Origin of the sequence: Amycolatopsis nalaikhensis (assembly GCF_030264295.1) — a bacterium.
Lineage (GTDB): Bacteria > Actinomycetota > Actinomycetes > Mycobacteriales > Pseudonocardiaceae > Amycolatopsis > Amycolatopsis nalaikhensis.
The window spans coordinates 10141912-10158333 of record NZ_CP127173.1 but is presented as its reverse complement, the minus strand read 5'-3'; the positions used below and the strand labels follow the sequence as shown (position 1 = coordinate 10158333).

General features: G+C 70.3%; 16 protein-coding genes. 8 read left to right on the top strand and 8 right to left on the bottom strand.

Features of this window, described 5'->3' with window-relative positions; genetic code table 11:
* Positions 1–86: 86 nt before the first annotated feature.
* The gene (locus QP939_RS49330; protein WP_285453872.1) at positions 87–569 is read right to left on the bottom strand and encodes a DUF3093 domain-containing protein; all 483 of its coding nucleotides are present in this window, start codon (positions 567–569) and stop codon (positions 87–89) included.
* Positions 570–593: 24 nt separating this feature from the next.
* Between QP939_RS49330 and dut the strand changes: the two genes are divergently transcribed.
* Positions 594–1097 (top strand): dUTP diphosphatase, encoded by a 504-nt coding sequence (gene dut / locus QP939_RS49325; RefSeq protein ID WP_285453871.1) that lies wholly within the window; start codon positions 594–596, stop codon positions 1095–1097.
* Entirely contained in the window at positions 1097–1762 is a 666-nt protein-coding gene (locus QP939_RS49320) for a DUF3710 domain-containing protein (RefSeq protein ID WP_285453870.1), read from the top strand. Before dut ends, QP939_RS49320 begins: the two co-directional genes overlap by 1 nt.
* A 50-nt stretch (positions 1763–1812) precedes the next feature.
* Here QP939_RS49320 and QP939_RS49315 read toward each other — a convergent pair whose 3' ends face one another.
* On the bottom strand, positions 1813–2493 hold the full coding sequence (locus QP939_RS49315; RefSeq protein ID WP_285460026.1) for an alpha/beta fold hydrolase: 681 nt from the start codon (positions 2491–2493) through the stop codon (positions 1813–1815).
* A 135-nt stretch (positions 2494–2628) separates the two neighbouring features.
* Between QP939_RS49315 and QP939_RS49310 the strand changes: the two genes are divergently transcribed.
* Complete coding sequence (locus QP939_RS49310) at positions 2629–3009, top strand: OB-fold nucleic acid binding domain-containing protein (protein WP_103350466.1); 381 nt, start codon at positions 2629–2631, stop codon at positions 3007–3009.
* Positions 3010–3018: 9 nt separating this feature from the next.
* On the top strand, positions 3019–3741 hold the full coding sequence (locus QP939_RS49305) for a DUF3159 domain-containing protein (protein WP_285453869.1): 723 nt from the start codon (positions 3019–3021) through the stop codon (positions 3739–3741).
* Between the two features lie 70 nt (positions 3742–3811).
* Here QP939_RS49305 and QP939_RS49300 read toward each other — a convergent pair whose 3' ends face one another.
* The 3 genes from QP939_RS49300 to QP939_RS49290 all read right to left on the bottom strand — a co-directional run bounded on the left by QP939_RS49300 (position 3812) and on the right by QP939_RS49290 (position 6676).
* Positions 3812–4849 (bottom strand): IS110 family RNA-guided transposase, encoded by a 1038-nt coding sequence (locus tag QP939_RS49300; protein WP_285453868.1) that lies wholly within the window; start codon positions 4847–4849, stop codon positions 3812–3814.
* A 505-nt stretch (positions 4850–5354) separates the two neighbouring features.
* Positions 5355–6011 carry a potassium channel family protein gene (locus tag QP939_RS49295; RefSeq protein ID WP_285453867.1) on the bottom strand — a complete coding sequence of 219 codons (657 nt, stop codon included), beginning with the start codon at positions 6009–6011 and terminating at the stop codon, positions 5355–5357.
* Positions 6011–6676: a potassium channel family protein gene (locus QP939_RS49290; protein WP_414641637.1), complete on the bottom strand. Its 666-nt coding sequence runs from the start codon at positions 6674–6676 to the stop codon at positions 6011–6013. Before QP939_RS49290 ends, QP939_RS49295 begins: the two co-directional genes overlap by 1 nt.
* 146 nt (positions 6677–6822) lie before the next feature.
* Here QP939_RS49290 and QP939_RS49285 point away from each other — a divergent pair, with 146 nt between their 5' ends.
* The 3 genes from QP939_RS49285 to QP939_RS49275 are packed head-to-tail and all read left to right on the top strand — an operon-like array spanning position 6823 to position 10644.
* The gene (locus QP939_RS49285) at positions 6823–8862 is read left to right on the top strand and encodes an APC family permease (protein ID WP_285453866.1); all 2040 of its coding nucleotides are present in this window, start codon (positions 6823–6825) and stop codon (positions 8860–8862) included.
* Positions 8859–10046, top strand: coding sequence for a class I SAM-dependent RNA methyltransferase (locus tag QP939_RS49280; protein ID WP_285453865.1), 1188 nt, complete (start codon positions 8859–8861; stop codon positions 10044–10046). The genes QP939_RS49285 and QP939_RS49280 overlap by 4 nt, the downstream gene beginning before the upstream one ends.
* 34 nt (positions 10047–10080) lie before the next feature.
* Positions 10081–10644, top strand: coding sequence for a TIGR03086 family metal-binding protein (locus tag QP939_RS49275; RefSeq protein WP_285453864.1), 564 nt, complete (start codon positions 10081–10083; stop codon positions 10642–10644).
* A gap of 113 nt (positions 10645–10757) precedes the next feature.
* On the opposite strand, the gene QP939_RS49270 is transcribed toward QP939_RS49275, so the two are convergent.
* Positions 10758–11195 (bottom strand): hypothetical protein, encoded by a 438-nt coding sequence (locus QP939_RS49270; protein WP_285453863.1) that lies wholly within the window; start codon positions 11193–11195, stop codon positions 10758–10760.
* Between the two features lie 73 nt (positions 11196–11268).
* Positions 11269–12738, bottom strand: a complete 1470-nt coding sequence (locus tag QP939_RS49265; protein ID WP_285453862.1) for an aldehyde dehydrogenase family protein — start codon at positions 12736–12738, stop codon at positions 11269–11271.
* Positions 12739–12922: 184 nt separating this feature from the next.
* Between QP939_RS49265 and dxs the strand changes: the two genes are divergently transcribed.
* Positions 12923–14839 carry a 1-deoxy-D-xylulose-5-phosphate synthase gene (dxs, locus tag QP939_RS49260; protein WP_285453861.1) on the top strand — a complete coding sequence of 639 codons (1917 nt, stop codon included), beginning with the start codon at positions 12923–12925 and terminating at the stop codon, positions 14837–14839.
* A 239-nt stretch (positions 14840–15078) separates the two neighbouring features.
* Here dxs and QP939_RS49255 read toward each other — a convergent pair whose 3' ends face one another.
* Positions 15079–16419, bottom strand: coding sequence for an aminobutyraldehyde dehydrogenase (locus QP939_RS49255; RefSeq protein ID WP_285460025.1), 1341 nt, complete (start codon positions 16417–16419; stop codon positions 15079–15081).
* Positions 16420–16422: the final 3 nt, after the last annotated feature.

The following is a 16422-nucleotide window of genomic DNA, read 5'->3' as shown; positions in this document are numbered from 1 at the left end:
CTCGAGGACCGAGGGGGAGGCTCGAAGCGCGCTGGGGACAAGGGGGCCGGCCGGCAGGCCGGCCCCCTTCCCATGTCTCGAGGGGGTCAGGCGCCCTTGAGCAGCTCGGCGACGCGCTCGGGGTGCCGGGTGCTGAACAGCCAGTACGGCGTCGGGTCGTTCGCGTCGGTCAGCCGGACCTTCACGACCGGGCCGACCCAGCCCCGGTGCAGCACGTAGGCGGCCGGGTCGCCGTCGCGGCCGAGGGCCTTGCGCTTGGCGTCCTTGTCGAAGATCTCCACCTCGCCGGCGTAGCGCAGCGGCAGGTGCGCGTCGCCGACCCACAGCTCCGGCTCGTCGCCGCCGGTGATCCGGACCTTCGAGCGGCCCAGCGACAGCAGCAGCGCCACGACCACCGGCAGCGCGATCACGTACGGCAGCCACGCCCGGACGCCCGGGTAGCCGAGGTCGATCTCGGCGGCCAGCAGGATGGCGCCGAGCACCGGCAGCGGCCAGCCCCACCACGGGACGTAGAGCCGCTCGGAGTGCCGGACCGCGGCACTCGCGGCCGTCTTCGCTGATTCACGCACGGGAACAGAGTAATCTCGCCGCCCGTGTCCAGCGTTCAGGTACTCCTCTCCCGGCTCGACCCGGATGTCCCGCTGCCCGCCTACGCCCGACCGGGCGACGCGGGCGCCGATCTCGTCACGACCTCGGATATCGTGCTGAAACCCGGGGAACGCGGCGTCGTCGGCACCGGCGTCGCCATCGCCCTCCCGCCCGGGTACGCGGGGTTCGTCCACCCGCGGTCGGGCCTGGCCGCCCGGGTCGGGCTCTCGGTGGTGAACACCCCCGGCACGATCGACGCGGGCTACCGCGGGGAGATCAAGGTCTGCCTGATCAACCACGACCCGGTGACGCCGGTGGAGCTCGCGCGCGGCGACCGCATCGCCCAGCTGGTCGTGCAGCGGGTCGAGCACGCGGAGTTCGTCGAGGTCGCCGAGCTCGACGCCACCGAACGGGGCGACGGAGGCTACGGCTCCACGGGTGGACACGCCACACTGGGAGCACCGGCGCTCGCCGCGAGCGCCGGCACGGGGGAAGGAACGGAGAAGTAGTGGGGATTTTCGGACGCAAGCGGCGGACCGAGGGCGGGTCCGCCGGACGGCACGCCGCGCCCGAGGCCGACGACACGATCGAGGACGAGGCGTACGACGACGAGGAGTCGGAACTTTCGGATGTTTCCGACGGCCCGTTCGACGTCGCGGACTTCGAGGACGACGGCGTCCCGCGGATCGACCTCGGCTCGGTGAAGGTGCCGGTGCCCGACGGTTCCCAGGTCCAGGTCGAAATGGACCCGGAGACGCAGGGCGTGCGCGCCGTGCACGTCGTCACCGAGCAGGGCCAGATCACCGTTAGCGCCTACGCCGCGCCGCGCTCAGGCGGGCTGTGGCGGGAGGTCAGCACCGAGCTGGCCGAGCAGCTGCGCGCTGACGGCGCCAAGGTCAACATCGGCCGCGGCGTGTGGGGCCTGGAGATCTCGGCCATCGTCGGCGACGTCGCGCTGCGGTTCGTCGGCGTCGACCGGCCGCGGTGGATGCTGCGCGGTGTCATCGCCGGCCCGCAGTCGGAGGCCGCGCCCGCTGTCGAGGTGCTGCGCGAGATCGTGCGGCGCACGATCGTCGACCGCGGCGACGCGCCCATGCCGGTCCGCACCCCGCTGACCATCACGCTGCCCGAAGCCGTCGCCGAGCACATCGCGGCCCAGCAGCAGCAAGGCTGAGAAGCCGCTGAAGGCCACCATCAGGGCGCGGGACGCCCTGATGGTGGCCTTCAGCGCATCCGGGCCTTCAGGAACGCGAGGACGGTCGCCCGGCCCAGGGACTCGCGGTCGGCGCCCAACGCCGTGAGGGTCGTCTCGCCGAGGGCCGCGCGGGGGAGTGCGCCCGCCCACTCCGATGCGACTTTCGTCGGGTGTATCGGGTCGTCGGTGCACGTGCCGATCCCGGCCGGGACGTCCAGCGCCGCGAGGTCCGCCAGCGTGGGTGACGGGCGGCCCGCGGCGACGCGCAGGCTGTCGGCCAGGCCGTCGCCGTGGCGGCGCCACGCCCGGTCGAGTTCCGTGCGCAGCCAGTCCGGGCTGCCCGCCGTCTGGGCCAGCGCGGCGCCGACCCCGGATTCGGCCACCAGATCCGCCGACAGCGTCGCGGCGAGCGACGCGGGTGCCGAGCCCGGGGCGCCGTTCCAGGCCGGGAGCGCGGCCAGCAGGCCCCCGCAACGGCCCGGGTTGGCGACCGCCCACTCCGCCGCGAGGTGGGCGCCGAACGAAATGCCGCCGACGAGCAGTTCGCCGTGTTCGTCCGCGAGCGCGTCGAGGGTGGCCAGGTAGCCCTCGGCCAGCGCCGCCCCGGGCGGTGGTGGTGGCGCGATGAGCGGGACACCGAAGGCGCGCAGCGGGCCCTCGAAGACGGCCCGGACGAACACCTCGTCCGAGCCGGTGCCGGGCAGCAGCACCGCGGCGGGAACTCTGATAGCGGACGTCACGTTGCGATCTTTGCGCAAAGGCGTTTCCCTGGCGGGGACCGCAGTACGCTGGAATCGCACGGGCCGCAAGCAGTTAGTCGGGGGCCCCGGAGCACAGGAGCACCTATGTCCGCCAAAGACGGCGGCTACTTCAGCCGGCTGGTACGCAAGCTGACCAGCGACGTCGAGGATCTCGACGCCGACGAGATGTCCATGAGGTCCGGTGCCGAAGGGGCGCAGCGGGCCTGCGACTGCCGTTCCGGCGAAGAGGTCACCGTGATGGGCAGACTGCGCAGCGTGGAGCTCTGCCCGACGAACGAGGCCGCCACCCTGGAGGCCGAGCTGTTCGACGGGACACAGGGCGTGACGCTAATCTGGCTCGGCCGCCGCCGGATCCCGGGCATCGAGCCTGGCCGGACGATCAAGGTGCGCGGCCGGATGGCCGAGCGTGCCGGCCAGAAGGTGCTGTACAACCCCTATTACGAACTCCAGAGCCCAGTGAGTTGATCACCCATCGTGACTGAACCCGCCCCGAGCGAGAAGAAGACCGACGCGGACGAAGAACCGCAGCCGACCCTGCTCGAGCAGATGGGCGGCGTGTCCGGCCTGATCTACTCCTCGGTGCCGGTGATCGTCTTCGTCCTGGCGAACGCGTTCTTCGGCCTGACCGCGGCCATCTGGACGTCGGTCGGCAGCGCGGTGGCGATCACCGTGCTGCGGGTGGTCCGCAAGGAGCCGCTGCAGCCGGCGATCTCCGGGTTCTTCGGCGTCGCGATCGCGGCGTTCATCGCCTACCGCACGGGCTCGGCGAAGGGGTTCTTCCTCTTCGGGATCTACGCGAGCCTCGTCTACTGCGGCGTCTTCGTGCTGTCGGTGGTCGTGCGCTGGCCGATCGCGGGCGTGGTCTGGAACGTGCTCAACGGCACCGGCCAGGCGTGGCGCAAGGACAAGCCGTCCCGCTACGGCTACGACATCGCGACGCTGGCGCTGGCGCTGGTGTTCGCCGCCCGGTTCGTCGTGCAGCGGTGGCTCTACCAGGAGGACTACACCGGCTGGCTGGCGTTCGCGAAGATCGCCATGGGGTACCCGCTGTACGCGCTGGGCCTGCTGGTGGTGGTGTGGGCCGTGCGGCGCTCCGACAAGCGCCTGAAAGCGCTCGCGGAGACCGAGCCGAAGCCGGAGACGGACGCGGAGATCGAAGCCCGGCTGCGCCAGAAGTACGCGGCTCCCGAAGCCTGACGCCCGCCCACCCGCGCGCGTCGCGAATGACTCATTCGGGACCTCCGAGGTCCTGAATGAAGCTTCTATGTCAAGTTGCTGGGTGGAGTCGGTGGTGGTCGGTGAGCAGGGCCCGGTAGATGGTGTTGGTGAGGTGGCGTTTCAGAGCGCGTAATGCAGCTTTGGTGCTGGCGTGCGGATGTTCGGCGGTCCATCGTGCGCGGTAGTCGCGGGCGGGTGGGTGGTGGGCGAGCTGGGTGATTGCGATGCGGTGCAGGCAGGTGTTGAGCTGGCGGTTGCCGCCGCGGTTGAGCCGGTATTGGGTTCGGTTGCTGGACCAGACCGGGATGGGTGCGGTGCCGGCGTGCATGGCATAGGCCGCCGCTGATCGGAACCGGGTGATTCCGGCGGTCTCCCCGATGATCTTCGCGGCGGTGACGACGCTGATCCCGACGATCGCCAGTAACGAGGGTGCGTGTGTGGTGATCTGCTGGGTGAGCTGCTGTTCCAGCCGGGTGATCTGCTCGCCGAGGGTGGTGATCTCGGCGGTCAGGTCCAGGGCCAGGTCGCGGCGGACACTTGCCGGGAGGCCGGTCAGGGCTGTGGTGAGAGTGCTCAGCCGCCGCGGTCCGGTCAGTGACGAGGTGCCGGGGTCGAGGGCGGGGTCGAGGTCGTGCAGGTGCCAGCGCAGCTGGTTGATCGCCGCGGTGCGGCGGGTGATGAGGTAGTCCCGGCGGTCGGACAGTAGCCGCAGGTCGAGGGCGGCCTGGTCCAGGTGGGCGGTGGGCAGGTCGGGTTCGCGCAGGACGGCGCGGGCGATGGCGAGGGCGTCGATCGGGTCGGATTTGCCGCGGGTGCGGGCCGAGGCGCGGGTGCGGGCCATGAGTTTCGGGGGGACCCAGATGACGGTGGCGCCGTGCCCGATCAGGGTGCGGACCAGTCGCCCGGCGATGCCGCGGCCGTCTTCGACGGCCCACTTCCGGCGGTGCCAGGCCGCGGCCCAGGTGCGCAGGCGCAGGAGCCCGTCGGGGGTGGCGGGCACGGTGTGCTGGGCGAGTTTGCGGCCGGTCTCATCGACTGCGACGGCGGTATGGCTGGACTTGTGCGGATCGATTCCGATGACCACCATGGGCGGGGTGCGTGTCCTTCCGGTGAGCGGAGACATGTGCGTCGATTCCGGGCCGGGCTGGTCGGACACGCCTCAATTGAGGTGGATGGCGTTTGCCCACGCTTCTATCAGGTCAGGCCAGCCTGGCCCGGGCCTTGATCACGCGGGACAGTTCATTCACAAGCCAGCAGCGGCAACGTCATTCCGAGTCACCACGTGATCAAGGCCGGACCATAACCGCACACCGTGCGGCACCACCAGCCTGACACTGAGGGTCATTCAAGACCTTGGGGTTCGGGCGTCGCAGACGGGTCTTCCACGACATCAGGCGCGAGCCCGAAGCCGCGTGCGAGGCCCGCGCGGCAGAAGCCTGACGTACGCGCTTGCACAACCCGCGCGCGTAGGGGCGCCCCCGGTTTTCACGTTACCGGCAGGCACCGACAGTTTTCGGCGCCGCGGCCCGAGGCCCCAAGCGCCCCAATGTGGCGTTCGGTGCGTTGGACGCAACCAACGCCACTTTGGGGCGCTAGTAGCCCAGCGCCGTCCGGATCTCCGGCTCGACGTCCGCCGTCGCGACGAACAGCAGCTCGTCGCCCGGCTCCAGCGGGTCCTCCGGCTGCGGCACGATCACGCGGTCGCCCCGCAGGATCGTCACCAATGCCGCGTCGCGTGGCAGGGACAGCTCGCTCACCGGCTTCCCGGCCAGCGGCGTCTCCTCCGGCAGGGTGAGCTCGACGAGGTTGGCGTTGCTCTGCCGGAACGTCATCAGCCGCACCAGGTCGCCGACGCTCACCGCCTCCTCGACCATCGCCGCGAGCATCCGCGGGGTCGACACCGCCACGTCCACGCCCCACGCGTCGGTGAACAGCCACTCGTTGGCCGGGTTGTTCACCCGCGCCACCACGCGCCGCACCGCGAACTCCGTCTTCGCCAGCAGCGACACCACCAGGTTCGCCTTGTCGTCGCCCGTCGCGGCGATCACGACGTCGCACTGCTCGATCCCGGACTCCTCCAGGATCGACACCTCGCACGCGTCGCCGAGCACCCAGTCGGCCTGCTCGACCGTGTGCGGCTCGAACTGGTCGGCTTCCCGCTCGATCAGCATGACCTGGTGCCTGCCGTCGATCAGCTCGGCGGCGATGGAACGGCCGACGGCACCCGCTCCGGCAATCGCGACCCGCATCAGTCCTCGTCCTCCGGTTCGCGCTGCGCCACGCTCGTGACGTCACTGACCGTGCCCGAGCGGGCGGCCACCCACACGACGTCGTCGGCCTGCACCATCGTCTTGTTGTCCGGCAGCACCGGGGTGCCGAAGCGCATGATGAACGCCACCCGCGCGCCGGTCGCCTCCTGCAGGGACCGGACGGAGTGCCCGACCCAGCCCTCGTGCAGCGGCAGCTGCAGCAGCGCCACGTTGCCCGACGGGTCCCGCCACGCCGACGCGACGCCGTCCGGCAGCAGCGTGCGCAGGAACCGGTCGGTGGTCCACGGGACGGTCGCGACCGTCGGGATGCCCAGCCGCTCGTAGACGGCCGCGCGCTTGTGGTCGTAGATCCGCGCGACGACGTGCTCGATGCCGAAGTTCTCCCGCGCGACCCGCGCGGAGATGATGTTCGAGTTGTCGCCGCTGGACACCGCGGCGAACGCGCCGGCCCGCTCGATGCCGGCCTCGATGAGCACCTGGCGGTCGAACCCGACGCCGACGACCTGCTGGCCGTGGAAGTCGCTGCCGAGCCGCCGGAACGCCTGCTGGCTCTTGTCGATGACGGCCACCTCGTGGCCGAGCCGCTCCAGCGCAGCGGCCAGGGACGCGCCGACCCGGCCGCATCCCATGATCACCACGTGCACGCCCTGCCTCCTCCTCGGCGGTTACCCGTCCGTCATACCCCCGACATACCAGCGCCGAACCTACCGTGTGGGAGGAACGTCAGCGCCACCGTCCTCCCCACCACCGCCCTCAGCGGAGGAGCTCCGCCCCGCTGTACATTTCCGAGGTGTCGAAGTTCCCGACCGTGCTGAAACGCCTGGTCCTCGGACGTCCGTTCCGCAGTGACCGGCTGGCTCACACGCTCTTGCCCAAGCGCATCGCGCTGCCGATCTTCGCGTCCGACGCGCTCTCGAGCGTCGCGTACGCACCCGAAGAGATCTTCCTGACACTGAGCGTGGCGGGTCTGTCGGCCTACGCGCTGGCGCCGTGGATCGGCATCGCCGTGGCGCTGGTCATGCTCGTCGTCGTCGCCTCCTACCGGCAGAACGTGCACGCCTACCCGAGCGGTGGTGGCGACTACGAGGTCGCCAACACCAACCTCGGCGGCAAGTTCGGGCTCACGGTGGCGAGCGCGCTGCTCGTGGACTACGTGCTGACCGTCGCAGTGTCCACTTCGTCCGGTGTGGCCAACATCGGTTCCGCGGTGCCGTGGGTGGCCCAGCACAAGGTGCTGGCCTCGATCGTCATCGTCGTCGTGCTGACTTCGCTCAACCTGCGGGGCATCCGGGAGTCGGGGAAGGCCTTCGCGATCCCGACATACGGGTTCATCCTGGGCATCCTGGTCATGGTCGTGTGGGGGCTCGTCCAGGCGGCCACCGGCACCGAGATGCTCGCGGAAAGCGCCGGGCTCACGCTCAACGCCGAAGGCACGTTCGCCGGTGCCGCGTACGCCTTCCTGGTGCTGCGGGCGTTCTCCTCCGGCGCCGCGGCCCTGACCGGGGTGGAGGCGATCAGCAACGGCGTCCCCGCGTTCCAGAAGCCGAAGTCGAAGAACGCGGCGACGACGTTGCTGATGATGGGCCTGCTCGCGGTGATCATGCTGATCGGCATCATCGCGCTGGCGATCATCACCAAGGTCACCTTCGCCGAGGACCCGGACCGCCAGCTGGTCGGCGCGCCGGCGGGGTACGAGCAGAAGACGATCCTCGCCCAGATCGCGCACGCGGTGTTCGCCGACTTCCCGCCCGCGTTCTACTACGTGTCGTTCTCCACCGGCATCATCCTGCTGCTGGCCGCGAACACCGCGTTCAACGGCTTCCCGGTGCTGGGCTCGATCCTGGCGCAGGACCGCTACCTGCCGCGGCAGCTGCACACCCGCGGCGACCGGCTGGCGTTCTCCAACGGGATCCTGTTCCTGGCGGCGTTCGCGCTGGTCCTGATCATCGCGTTCGACGCCGAGGTCACCCGGCTCATCCAGCTCTACATCGTGGGCGTGTTCGTGTCGTTCACGGTCAGCCAGGCGGGCATGATCCGGCACTGGAACCGGTTGCTGGCCAAGGAAACCGACCCGGGCGTGCGGCGGCGGATGCGGCGCTCCCAGACCGTCAACGCGATCGGCCTGACCTGCACCGGCACCGTGCTGGTGATCGTGCTGATCACGAAGTTCCTGCTGGGCGCGTGGATCGCGATCGCGGCGATGGTGGCGATCTTCGTGCTCATGACGGCGATCCGGAAGCACTACGACCGCGTCGCCGACGAGCTGAAGGACCTCGGCGACACCCCGACCGTGCTGCCGTCGCGCAACCACGCGATCGTGCTGGTGTCCAAATTGCACCGTCCGACGCTGCGGGCACTGGCCTACGCCAAGGCGATGCGCCCGGACGTCCTCGAGGCCGTGACGGTCAATGTGGACGATGCCGACACCCGGCGCCTGACGCAGGAGTGGGACGCCCATCAGTTCAAGGTGCCGCTGAAGGTCGTCGAATCGCCCTACCGCGAAATCACGAAACCGGTCCTCGACTACGTGAAGCGCGTGCGCGGCGACAACCCGCGCAACGTCGTGACCGTGTTCATCCCGGAGTACGTGGTGGGTCACTGGTGGGAGCAGGTGCTGCACAACCAGAGCGCGCTGCGGCTCAAGGGCCGCCTGCTGTTCCAGCCGGGCGTCATGGTGACGAGCGTGCCGTGGCAGCTGGAGTCGTCGGCGAAGGCGGCCGCGCGCGTCCGCAACGAGCGGCCCGCGGCCGGTGACGTCCGCCGCGGCTTCTCGCCGAACGGCAAGCGGGCCGAGACCCGCGCGCCGAAGCCCAAGGAGCCCGCCGAATGACGAACTGGCTGGGCCGTGTCCTCGAGGTGGAGGTCGGCGCGGTGGCGCACGGCGGCCACTGCGTGGCGCGCGCCGAGGGCCGGGTCGTGTTCGTGCGGCACGCGCTGCCGGGCGAACGGGTCCGCGTCGAGGTCACCGAGGACAACGGTGGCTCGTTCTGCCGCGGCGACGCGGTCGAGGTGCTCTCGGCGTCGGAGTTCCGGGTCGAGCCGCCGTGCCCGCTGGCGGTGCCCGGCGGCTGCGGCGGGTGCGACTGGCAGCACGCGGCGCCGGCGTACCAGCGTTCGCTGAAGGCGTCGGTGGTGGCCGAGCAGCTCCGGCGGCTGGCCGGGATCGAGCGCGAGGTCGTCGTCGAGGCACTGGACGGCGGGCCGCTGGACTGGCGCAGCCGGGTCCGGCTGGTCGCCGGGCAGGACGGGCGCGCGGGGCTGCGCGCGCACCACAGCCACCGGGTGGTGCCGCTGGAGAAGTGCCCGATCGCGGTGCCGGGCGCGCTGGACGACGTCCTGGCGCGGCGCTGGCGGCCGGGCAGCGAGCTGGAGGTCACGAAGGACGGCGACGGGCGGGTCCACGTCCGCGAGCTGGCGACGGTCCGCGGCAAGGTCCGGGCGAAGCAGCTGTCGGGCGGAACGGCGGTCCAGCACGCGGCGGGCCGCGACTGGCACCTCGACGCGCACGGGTTCTGGCAGGTCCACCCGGCGGCGGCGGCGACGTTCGCGGAGGTCGTGGGGGAGTGGGCGGACGCGCCGTCGGGCGGCTCGGCGTGGGACCTGTACGCCGGGGTCGGGCTGTTCGCGTCGGTGCTGGCGGGACAGGTCGGCACGGCGGGCCGGGTACTGGCGGTCGAGTCGGGGCGGCGCGCGGTGTCGGACGGCGAGGGGAACCTCGCGGACCTGCCGCAGGTGTCGTGGCAGGCGGGGCGGGTGGAGCACGTGCTGGCGACGGCGGAGAAGCCGGTCGACGTGGTGGTGCTGGACCCGCCGCGCAAGGGCGCGGGCAAGGCGGTGGTGGAGTCGATCGTCGCGGGCGAGCCGGACCGGATCGTGTACGTGGCGTGCGACCCGGCGGCGCTGGCGCGGGACGTGGCGACGTTCGCGGCCCACGGGTACTCGCTGACGGACCTGCGGGCGTTCGACGCGTTCCCGATGACGCACCACGTGGAGTGCGTGGCGCTGCTGTCCTGAGAAAAGTGTCGGTGGTGGCGGTCACACTGGGCGGGTGACTCCTCTCGACGACTTCGACAGAGCGGCCGCGGCGGTGCTCACCGTGGTGACGGCGGTGCGCGACGACCAGTGGACGCTCCCGACGGCCTGCGCGGACTGGGATGTGCGCGCGGTGGTGAACCACTTGGCGCACGGCAACGCGAAGGTGGCGTTCTGGGCGGGTTCGGGTCCTCCGGTGCCGGACGGTGACTACCTGGGTGCGGACCGGCGCGCGGCCTTCGCGGCTTCGGTGGCGGCGGCGCGGGCGGTGCTGGCCGCGCCCGGGTTGTTCACGCGGCAGGTGACGACTCCGCTCGGGGAGGTGCCGGGGGTGTTCCTGGTGCACATGCGGGTGAACGAGTACCTGGCCCACGGGTGGGACATCGCCGATGCGACCGGGCAGTCGCGGGACTTGGTGCCGGACTTGGCGGGTCGGGCTTTGGAGCAGTGGCGGGCCCGGTTCGGGTCGGCGCCCAGGCAGCCTGGTGGGCCGTTCGGGCCGGAGGTCGAGGCGCCGCCGGGGGCGACGGAGGCGGACCGGCTGGCGGCGTTCCTGGGCCGGAAGGCGGTGGGCGGCTGAGGGAGGGCGGTAGAGCTGGGTCGAGGGCTCGGTGAAGCTCCGCAGGCTGGTCCTACGGAGCTTGCATTGGGATGTCCTGCCGCGGCATGCGGTCGCTCGGCCGCAGCGTGGAGTCAGCCTGCCCGCCGCACCGCGAACGCGGCCGCCAGTCCCGCCGCCGTCATCGCGATCCCCGAAACCAGCAGCACCCACGCCCCCGCTCCCGGCACGATCCGCGCCGCGGGCTGGAACCTGGCCACTCCCGGCAACGTCACCACCAAGTGCCGGAGCACCACCCCCGTCACCACCAGCCCCGGCAGGGAGGCCATCGCCAGTGGCTCGTCCCTTCTCCGGGCGAACGTCAAGTACGCCAGCGTGCCCGCGACGAGCACCGCCGCCGCGCAGACCAGGCGCAGCCCCAGGTTCAGCTCCGGGTCCGGGGTTCCCGGTGGCAGCACCCCCGGGTACTCGGCCGTGCGCAGCGTCAGCCCGGCGATCACGCCCAGCCCCGCCACGGCCGCGAGGACGGCGCGCGGGCCACGGAGGCCGCCGCCCGGTCGCTGGTCCTCCACTCCGGCCTCCCTGCGTCGCGGTGCTCGCAGCATAAAACCCCCGGGCCGTTCGGTGGATCTCGATCGAGGTACCTCAGCCCGCGAACCAGCGCTGCGGCGCCGGCTGAAGGTTCTGGTAGATGTGCTTCGTCTCGGTGTACTCCGCCAGCCCCGTCGGGCCCAGCTCGCGGCCGAACCCCGACTGCTTGTAGCCGCCCCACTCCGCCTGCGGCAGGTACGGGTGGTAGTCGTTGATCCACACCGTCCCGTGCCGCAGCCGGCCCGCCACCCGCTGCGCCCGCGACGCGTCTCCGGTGAACACCGCGCCCGCCAGTCCGTAGTGCGTGTCGTTCGCGATGCGGACCGCGTCGTCCTCGTCCGTGAACGTCTCGACCGTCAGCACCGGCCCGAACGACTCCTCGACCACCGCCGACGACCCCTGCCGGACCTCGTCCAGGATGGTCGGCAGGTAGTAGTACCCGTCCGCCAGCGCCGGGTCGTCCGGACGGCGGCCGCCCGTGCGCAGCACCGCGCCCTCCGCCAGCGCCGCCGCCACGTACGCCTCAACCTTGGCCCGGTGCGCCGCCGAGATCAGCGGGCCCGTCTCCGCGTGCTCGTCGAACGGCCCGCCCAGGCGGATGCGCTCGGCCCGGCGCACCAGCTCGGCGACGAACTCGTCGTGCCACTCCCGCTGCACGATCAGCCGGGCTCCCGCCGAGCACACCTGGCCCGAGTGCAGGAACACCGCCGTCAGCGCGTAGTCGACGGCCGTCTCGAAGTCGGCGTCGGCGAAGACCACGTTCGGGTTCTTGCCGCCCAGCTCCAGGGCCACTTTCTTGACCGAGCCCGCGGCCGCCGCGGCGATCACCCGGCCGGTGGCCAGCCCGCCGGTGAACGACACCAGGTCGACGTCCGGGTGCTCGGCCAGCGGCGCGCCGACCTCGGCTCCCGCGCCGAGCACCAGGTTGCCCACGCCCGGCGGCAGGCCCGCCTCGGTGAGCAGCTTGAGGAACAGGATCGCCGTGTGCGGGGTCAGCTCGCTCGGCTTGAGCACGAACGTGTTGCCCGCGGCCAGCGCCGGCGCGATCTTCCACACGGTCTGCAGCAGCGGGTAGTTCCACGGCGTGATCAGCCCGCAGACACCGACCGGTTCGTGCACGATCCGGCTGATCGCGTCCGGGTTGCCGGTGTCGACGACGCGGCCCGCCTCCTGCGCCGCGAGCTTGCCGAAGTAACGCAGGCAGGCGGCGATGTCGGCCATGTCGTAGCGGCTCTCGACCAGGCGTTTGCCGGTGTCGAGCGACTCGGCGCGGGCGAACGCCTCCGCGTCGCGGTCCAGCAGGTCCGCGGTGCGCAGCAGCAGGTCACCGCGCAGGTGGGCGGGGGTGCCCGGCCACGGGCCGGTGTCGAACGCCCGGCGCGCCGCCGCGATGGCGGCCTCGGTGTCCTTGGCGGTGCCCTCGGCGACCGTCGCGACCAGGGAACCGTCGGCCGGGCAGCGGATCTCGCGGCGCCCGCCGCCGGTCGCGTCGACCCATTCGCCGCCGATGAAGAAGTCCGCCATATCGCCATTCTCGTGGCCACACCGCGTGACCGCCACAGCACGGTGGGGAGACGAGGTTCACCTCAGGAGATGACCCGTGATCGCGCTCCGCCTGTGACGCCGGACGCGGCGGGCGGAAGGCCGGTGGCGGGTCTCCGTAGACTGGCCGGAACGTGGGGTGTTCGATCGAGCGAGGTGGAGACGAGTGACGATGCTGGAGTCCGTCAGCGGACCGGCGGACCTGAAGCGCATGAGTGTCGAGGACCTCGGCGAACTGGCCGCCGAGATCCGGGACTTCCTCGTCGACAAGGTTCGCCGCGCCGGCGGGCACCTCGGGCCGAACCTCGGCGTCGTCGAGCTGACGCTCGCCCTGCACCGCGTGTTCGACTCGCCGCGCGACGCGATCGTCTGGGACGTCGGGCACCAGGCCTACGTGCACAAGATCGTCACCGGGCGGGCCGCCGGGTTCGATCTGCTTCGCCAGACCGGTGGGGTCACCGGTTACCCCTCGCGTGCGGAGAGTGAGCACGACTGGGTGGAGAGCAGTCACGCGTCCTCTGGTCTGTCCTATGTGGATGGTCTCGCCAAGGCCTTCGCGCTTGACGGCGGTGGGCGGCATGCCGTTGCCGTCGTCGGCGATGGGGCGCTCACCGGGGGGATGTGCTGGGAAGCGCTCAACAACATCGCCGCGCATCGGGAGCGTCCTGTTGTCATCGTGATCAATGACAACGGCCGGTCTTACTCGCCGACCATCGGTGGGTTGGCTGATCATCTTGCCGCGCTGCGGTTGCAGCCTGGTTATGAGCGGTTGCTTGACGGTGGTCGTGAGATCCTCAAGCACACTCCTGTTGTCGGCAAGCCGATCTATGCCGCTCTGCACGCTGCCAAGGCCGGGCTGAAGGATGCTCTCAGTCCGCAGGCCATGTTCTCCGATCTCGGCCTCAAGTACCTCGGGCCCGTTGATGGCCACGACCAGGTTGCGCTCGAGAAGGCCCTGCAGAGCGCCAAAGCGTTTGGTGGCGCCGTGATTGTGCACGTTGTGACTGAGAAGGGCCATGGCTACGCGCCCGCCGTCAACCACGAGCACGATCAGATGCACCAGACCGATCCGATCGATCCGGAGACCGGGCTTCCTCCGGTGAAGGGGCCCAGCTGGACCGGGGTCTTCGGGGATGAGCTGGCCAAGATCGGGGCCGAGCGGGACGACGTTGTCGCCATTACCGCCGCGATGCTGCGCTCTACCGGGCTGGACAAGTTCGCTGAGGCTTTCCCCGATCGGTGGTATGACGTCGGGATCGCTGAGCAGCATGCCGTTACCTCGGCTGCTGGGCTCGCCATGGGCGGGTTGCATCCCGTTGTCGCCATCTACTCGACGTTCCTGAACCGTGCGTTCGATCAGGTCCTCATGGATGTTGCCTTGCATCGGCAGCCTGTGACTCTGGTGCTTGACCGTGCCGGGATCACCGGGCCCGATGGTCCGTCTCATCACGGCATGTGGGATCTGTCCCTGCTTGGGATGGTTCCTGGTATGCGCGTTGCCGCTCCTCGGGATCCCGCCACCTTGCGTGAAGAGCTTCGTGAGGCCGTTGCCGTTTCCGATGGGCCTACCGCTCTGCGGTTCTCCAAGGGCAAAGTTGGGGCGGACGTCGCCGCTGTTGAGCGGGTTGGGACCGTTGATGTTCTTCGTCGCCCCGTCGAGGGTGCTGATGTTCTGCTCGTGACCGTTGGTCCCTTTGCGACTCTGGGGCTTGCTGCTGCTGATCGGCTTGCCGACCAGGGCATTGGGGTTACCGTTGTCGATCCTCGATGGATTCTTCCCGTTCCTGCCGAGCTCGTTGCGCTCGCTTCGCAGCACAAGCTTGTTGTCACTGTTGAAGACAGTGGGCGGCATGGTGGTTTCGGGTCCGCTCTTGCCGCTCTCTTCCGGGACGCCGAGTGTGATGTTCCTTTGCGGGATCTTGCTGTTCCGCAGAGCTTTCATGATCTTGGTAGCCGGGATGAGGTTCTTGGGCGGATCGGGCTTACCGCTCAGGATGTTGCTCGGCGGGTTACCGAATGGGCCTCGGGGCGGCTTGGCTCCTCGGACTCCGCTCCTGAGGCTAAGGGTGCTGATCGGCGCTGACGTTTCTTTCCTTGTCCTCGCCGGACGGGCAGGCTCTGGGATGGCCGGGGGCTTCGTAGCTCTCTTGCCTTTTCGTGGGGGTCGCTGGATGGTCATCCCGTCGCCTGATTGAGGCCTATCACTTTGAGCCAGGCCCGCAAGGTTGCGTAGCTCGCTTGCTTTTCGCTGTGTGTTGCGGGCCCGGCTCAAAGTGATTTTTTCGGCCTCAGGCGACGGGATGACCACCCAGCTCTTTTCGGTTATGCGAACCTCGTCATCACGTGCTTGACCCGCGTGTACTCATTGAACGCGTACGCCGACAAGTCCTTGCCGTGTCCCGAGTGGCCGAACCCGCCGTGGGGCATCTCCGGTACCAATGGTCCGTGCGTGTTCACCCACACGCACCCGAAATCCAGCTCCGCCGATACCCTTGCCGCCGTTGCCACGTCACGCGTCCAGACCGATGATGCCAGTCCGTACGGGACTCCGTTCGCCATGGCCACCGCCTCCGCCTCGTCCGAAAAGGACTGGATCGTCAGCACCGGGCCGAAGATCTCCTCCTGGACGATCTCGTCTTCCTGTCGGACGCCCGAAATCACCGTGGGGGAGAAGTAGAAACCCTGTGCGCCGAACCGGGTTCCGCCCGTCTCGATGCGTGCGTTTGGCGGCAGTCGGTCGATCAGCCCCTGTACCCGCCTGAACTGCGTCGCGCTGTTCAATGGCCCGTAGTCCACGCCCGGCGTCTGCTTCGATGCCACCTTTGCCAGTGATGCGGCGAAGTCCTCGTGGATCGACTCGTGCACCAATACCCTGCTGCCCGCCGTGCAGTCCTGGCCCGCGTTGTAGAACGCCGCTCCCGCGATGCCCTCCGCCGCCGCCTTGAGGTCCGCGTCCGGGAACACCACCAGTGGTGCGTTGCCTCCCAGTTCCAGGTGCGTTCGCTTCAAGTCCGCCGCCGCGACCGTTGCGACGTCGATGCCCGCCCTCGTTGATCCCGTGATCGACACCAGGTCCGTTCGCGGGTGGCGGACCATTGCCCGGCCCGTGTCGCGGTCGCCCGTCAGCACCGTGAACGCGCCCTCCGGCAGGAACTCCGCCGCGACTCGCGCCAGCAGCCGCGCGCTCGACGGCGTTGTCTCGGCCGGTTTCAGCACCACCGTGTTGCCCGCCGCCAGTGCCGGGGCTATCTTCCAGACCGCCATCATCAGCGGGTAGTTCCACGGTGCTATCTGCGCGCACACCCCGATCGGCTCCCTGCGGATCACCGAGGTGTGGCCCGGTGCGTACTCCCCGGCCGCCGTGCCCTCCAGCTGGCGTGCCGCCCCCGCGAAGAACCTCAGCGCGCTCACGCACTCCGGGATCTCCTCCTCGAGCACCACCGACCGGATCTTGCCCGTCTCGCGGATCTCCAGGTCGGCGAACTCGGCCGCCCGGGCTTCGACGGCGTCGGCGATCTTCAGCAACGCCAGCTGCCGCTGCGCCGGGGTGCTCCGCCGCCACTTCGCAAACGCTTGCGCGGCGGCCTCCATCGCCTTGTCCACATCGGACTCCGACGCGATGGGGACCGTGTCGAACACCTCGCCCGTCGACGGGTCGGTCAGGTC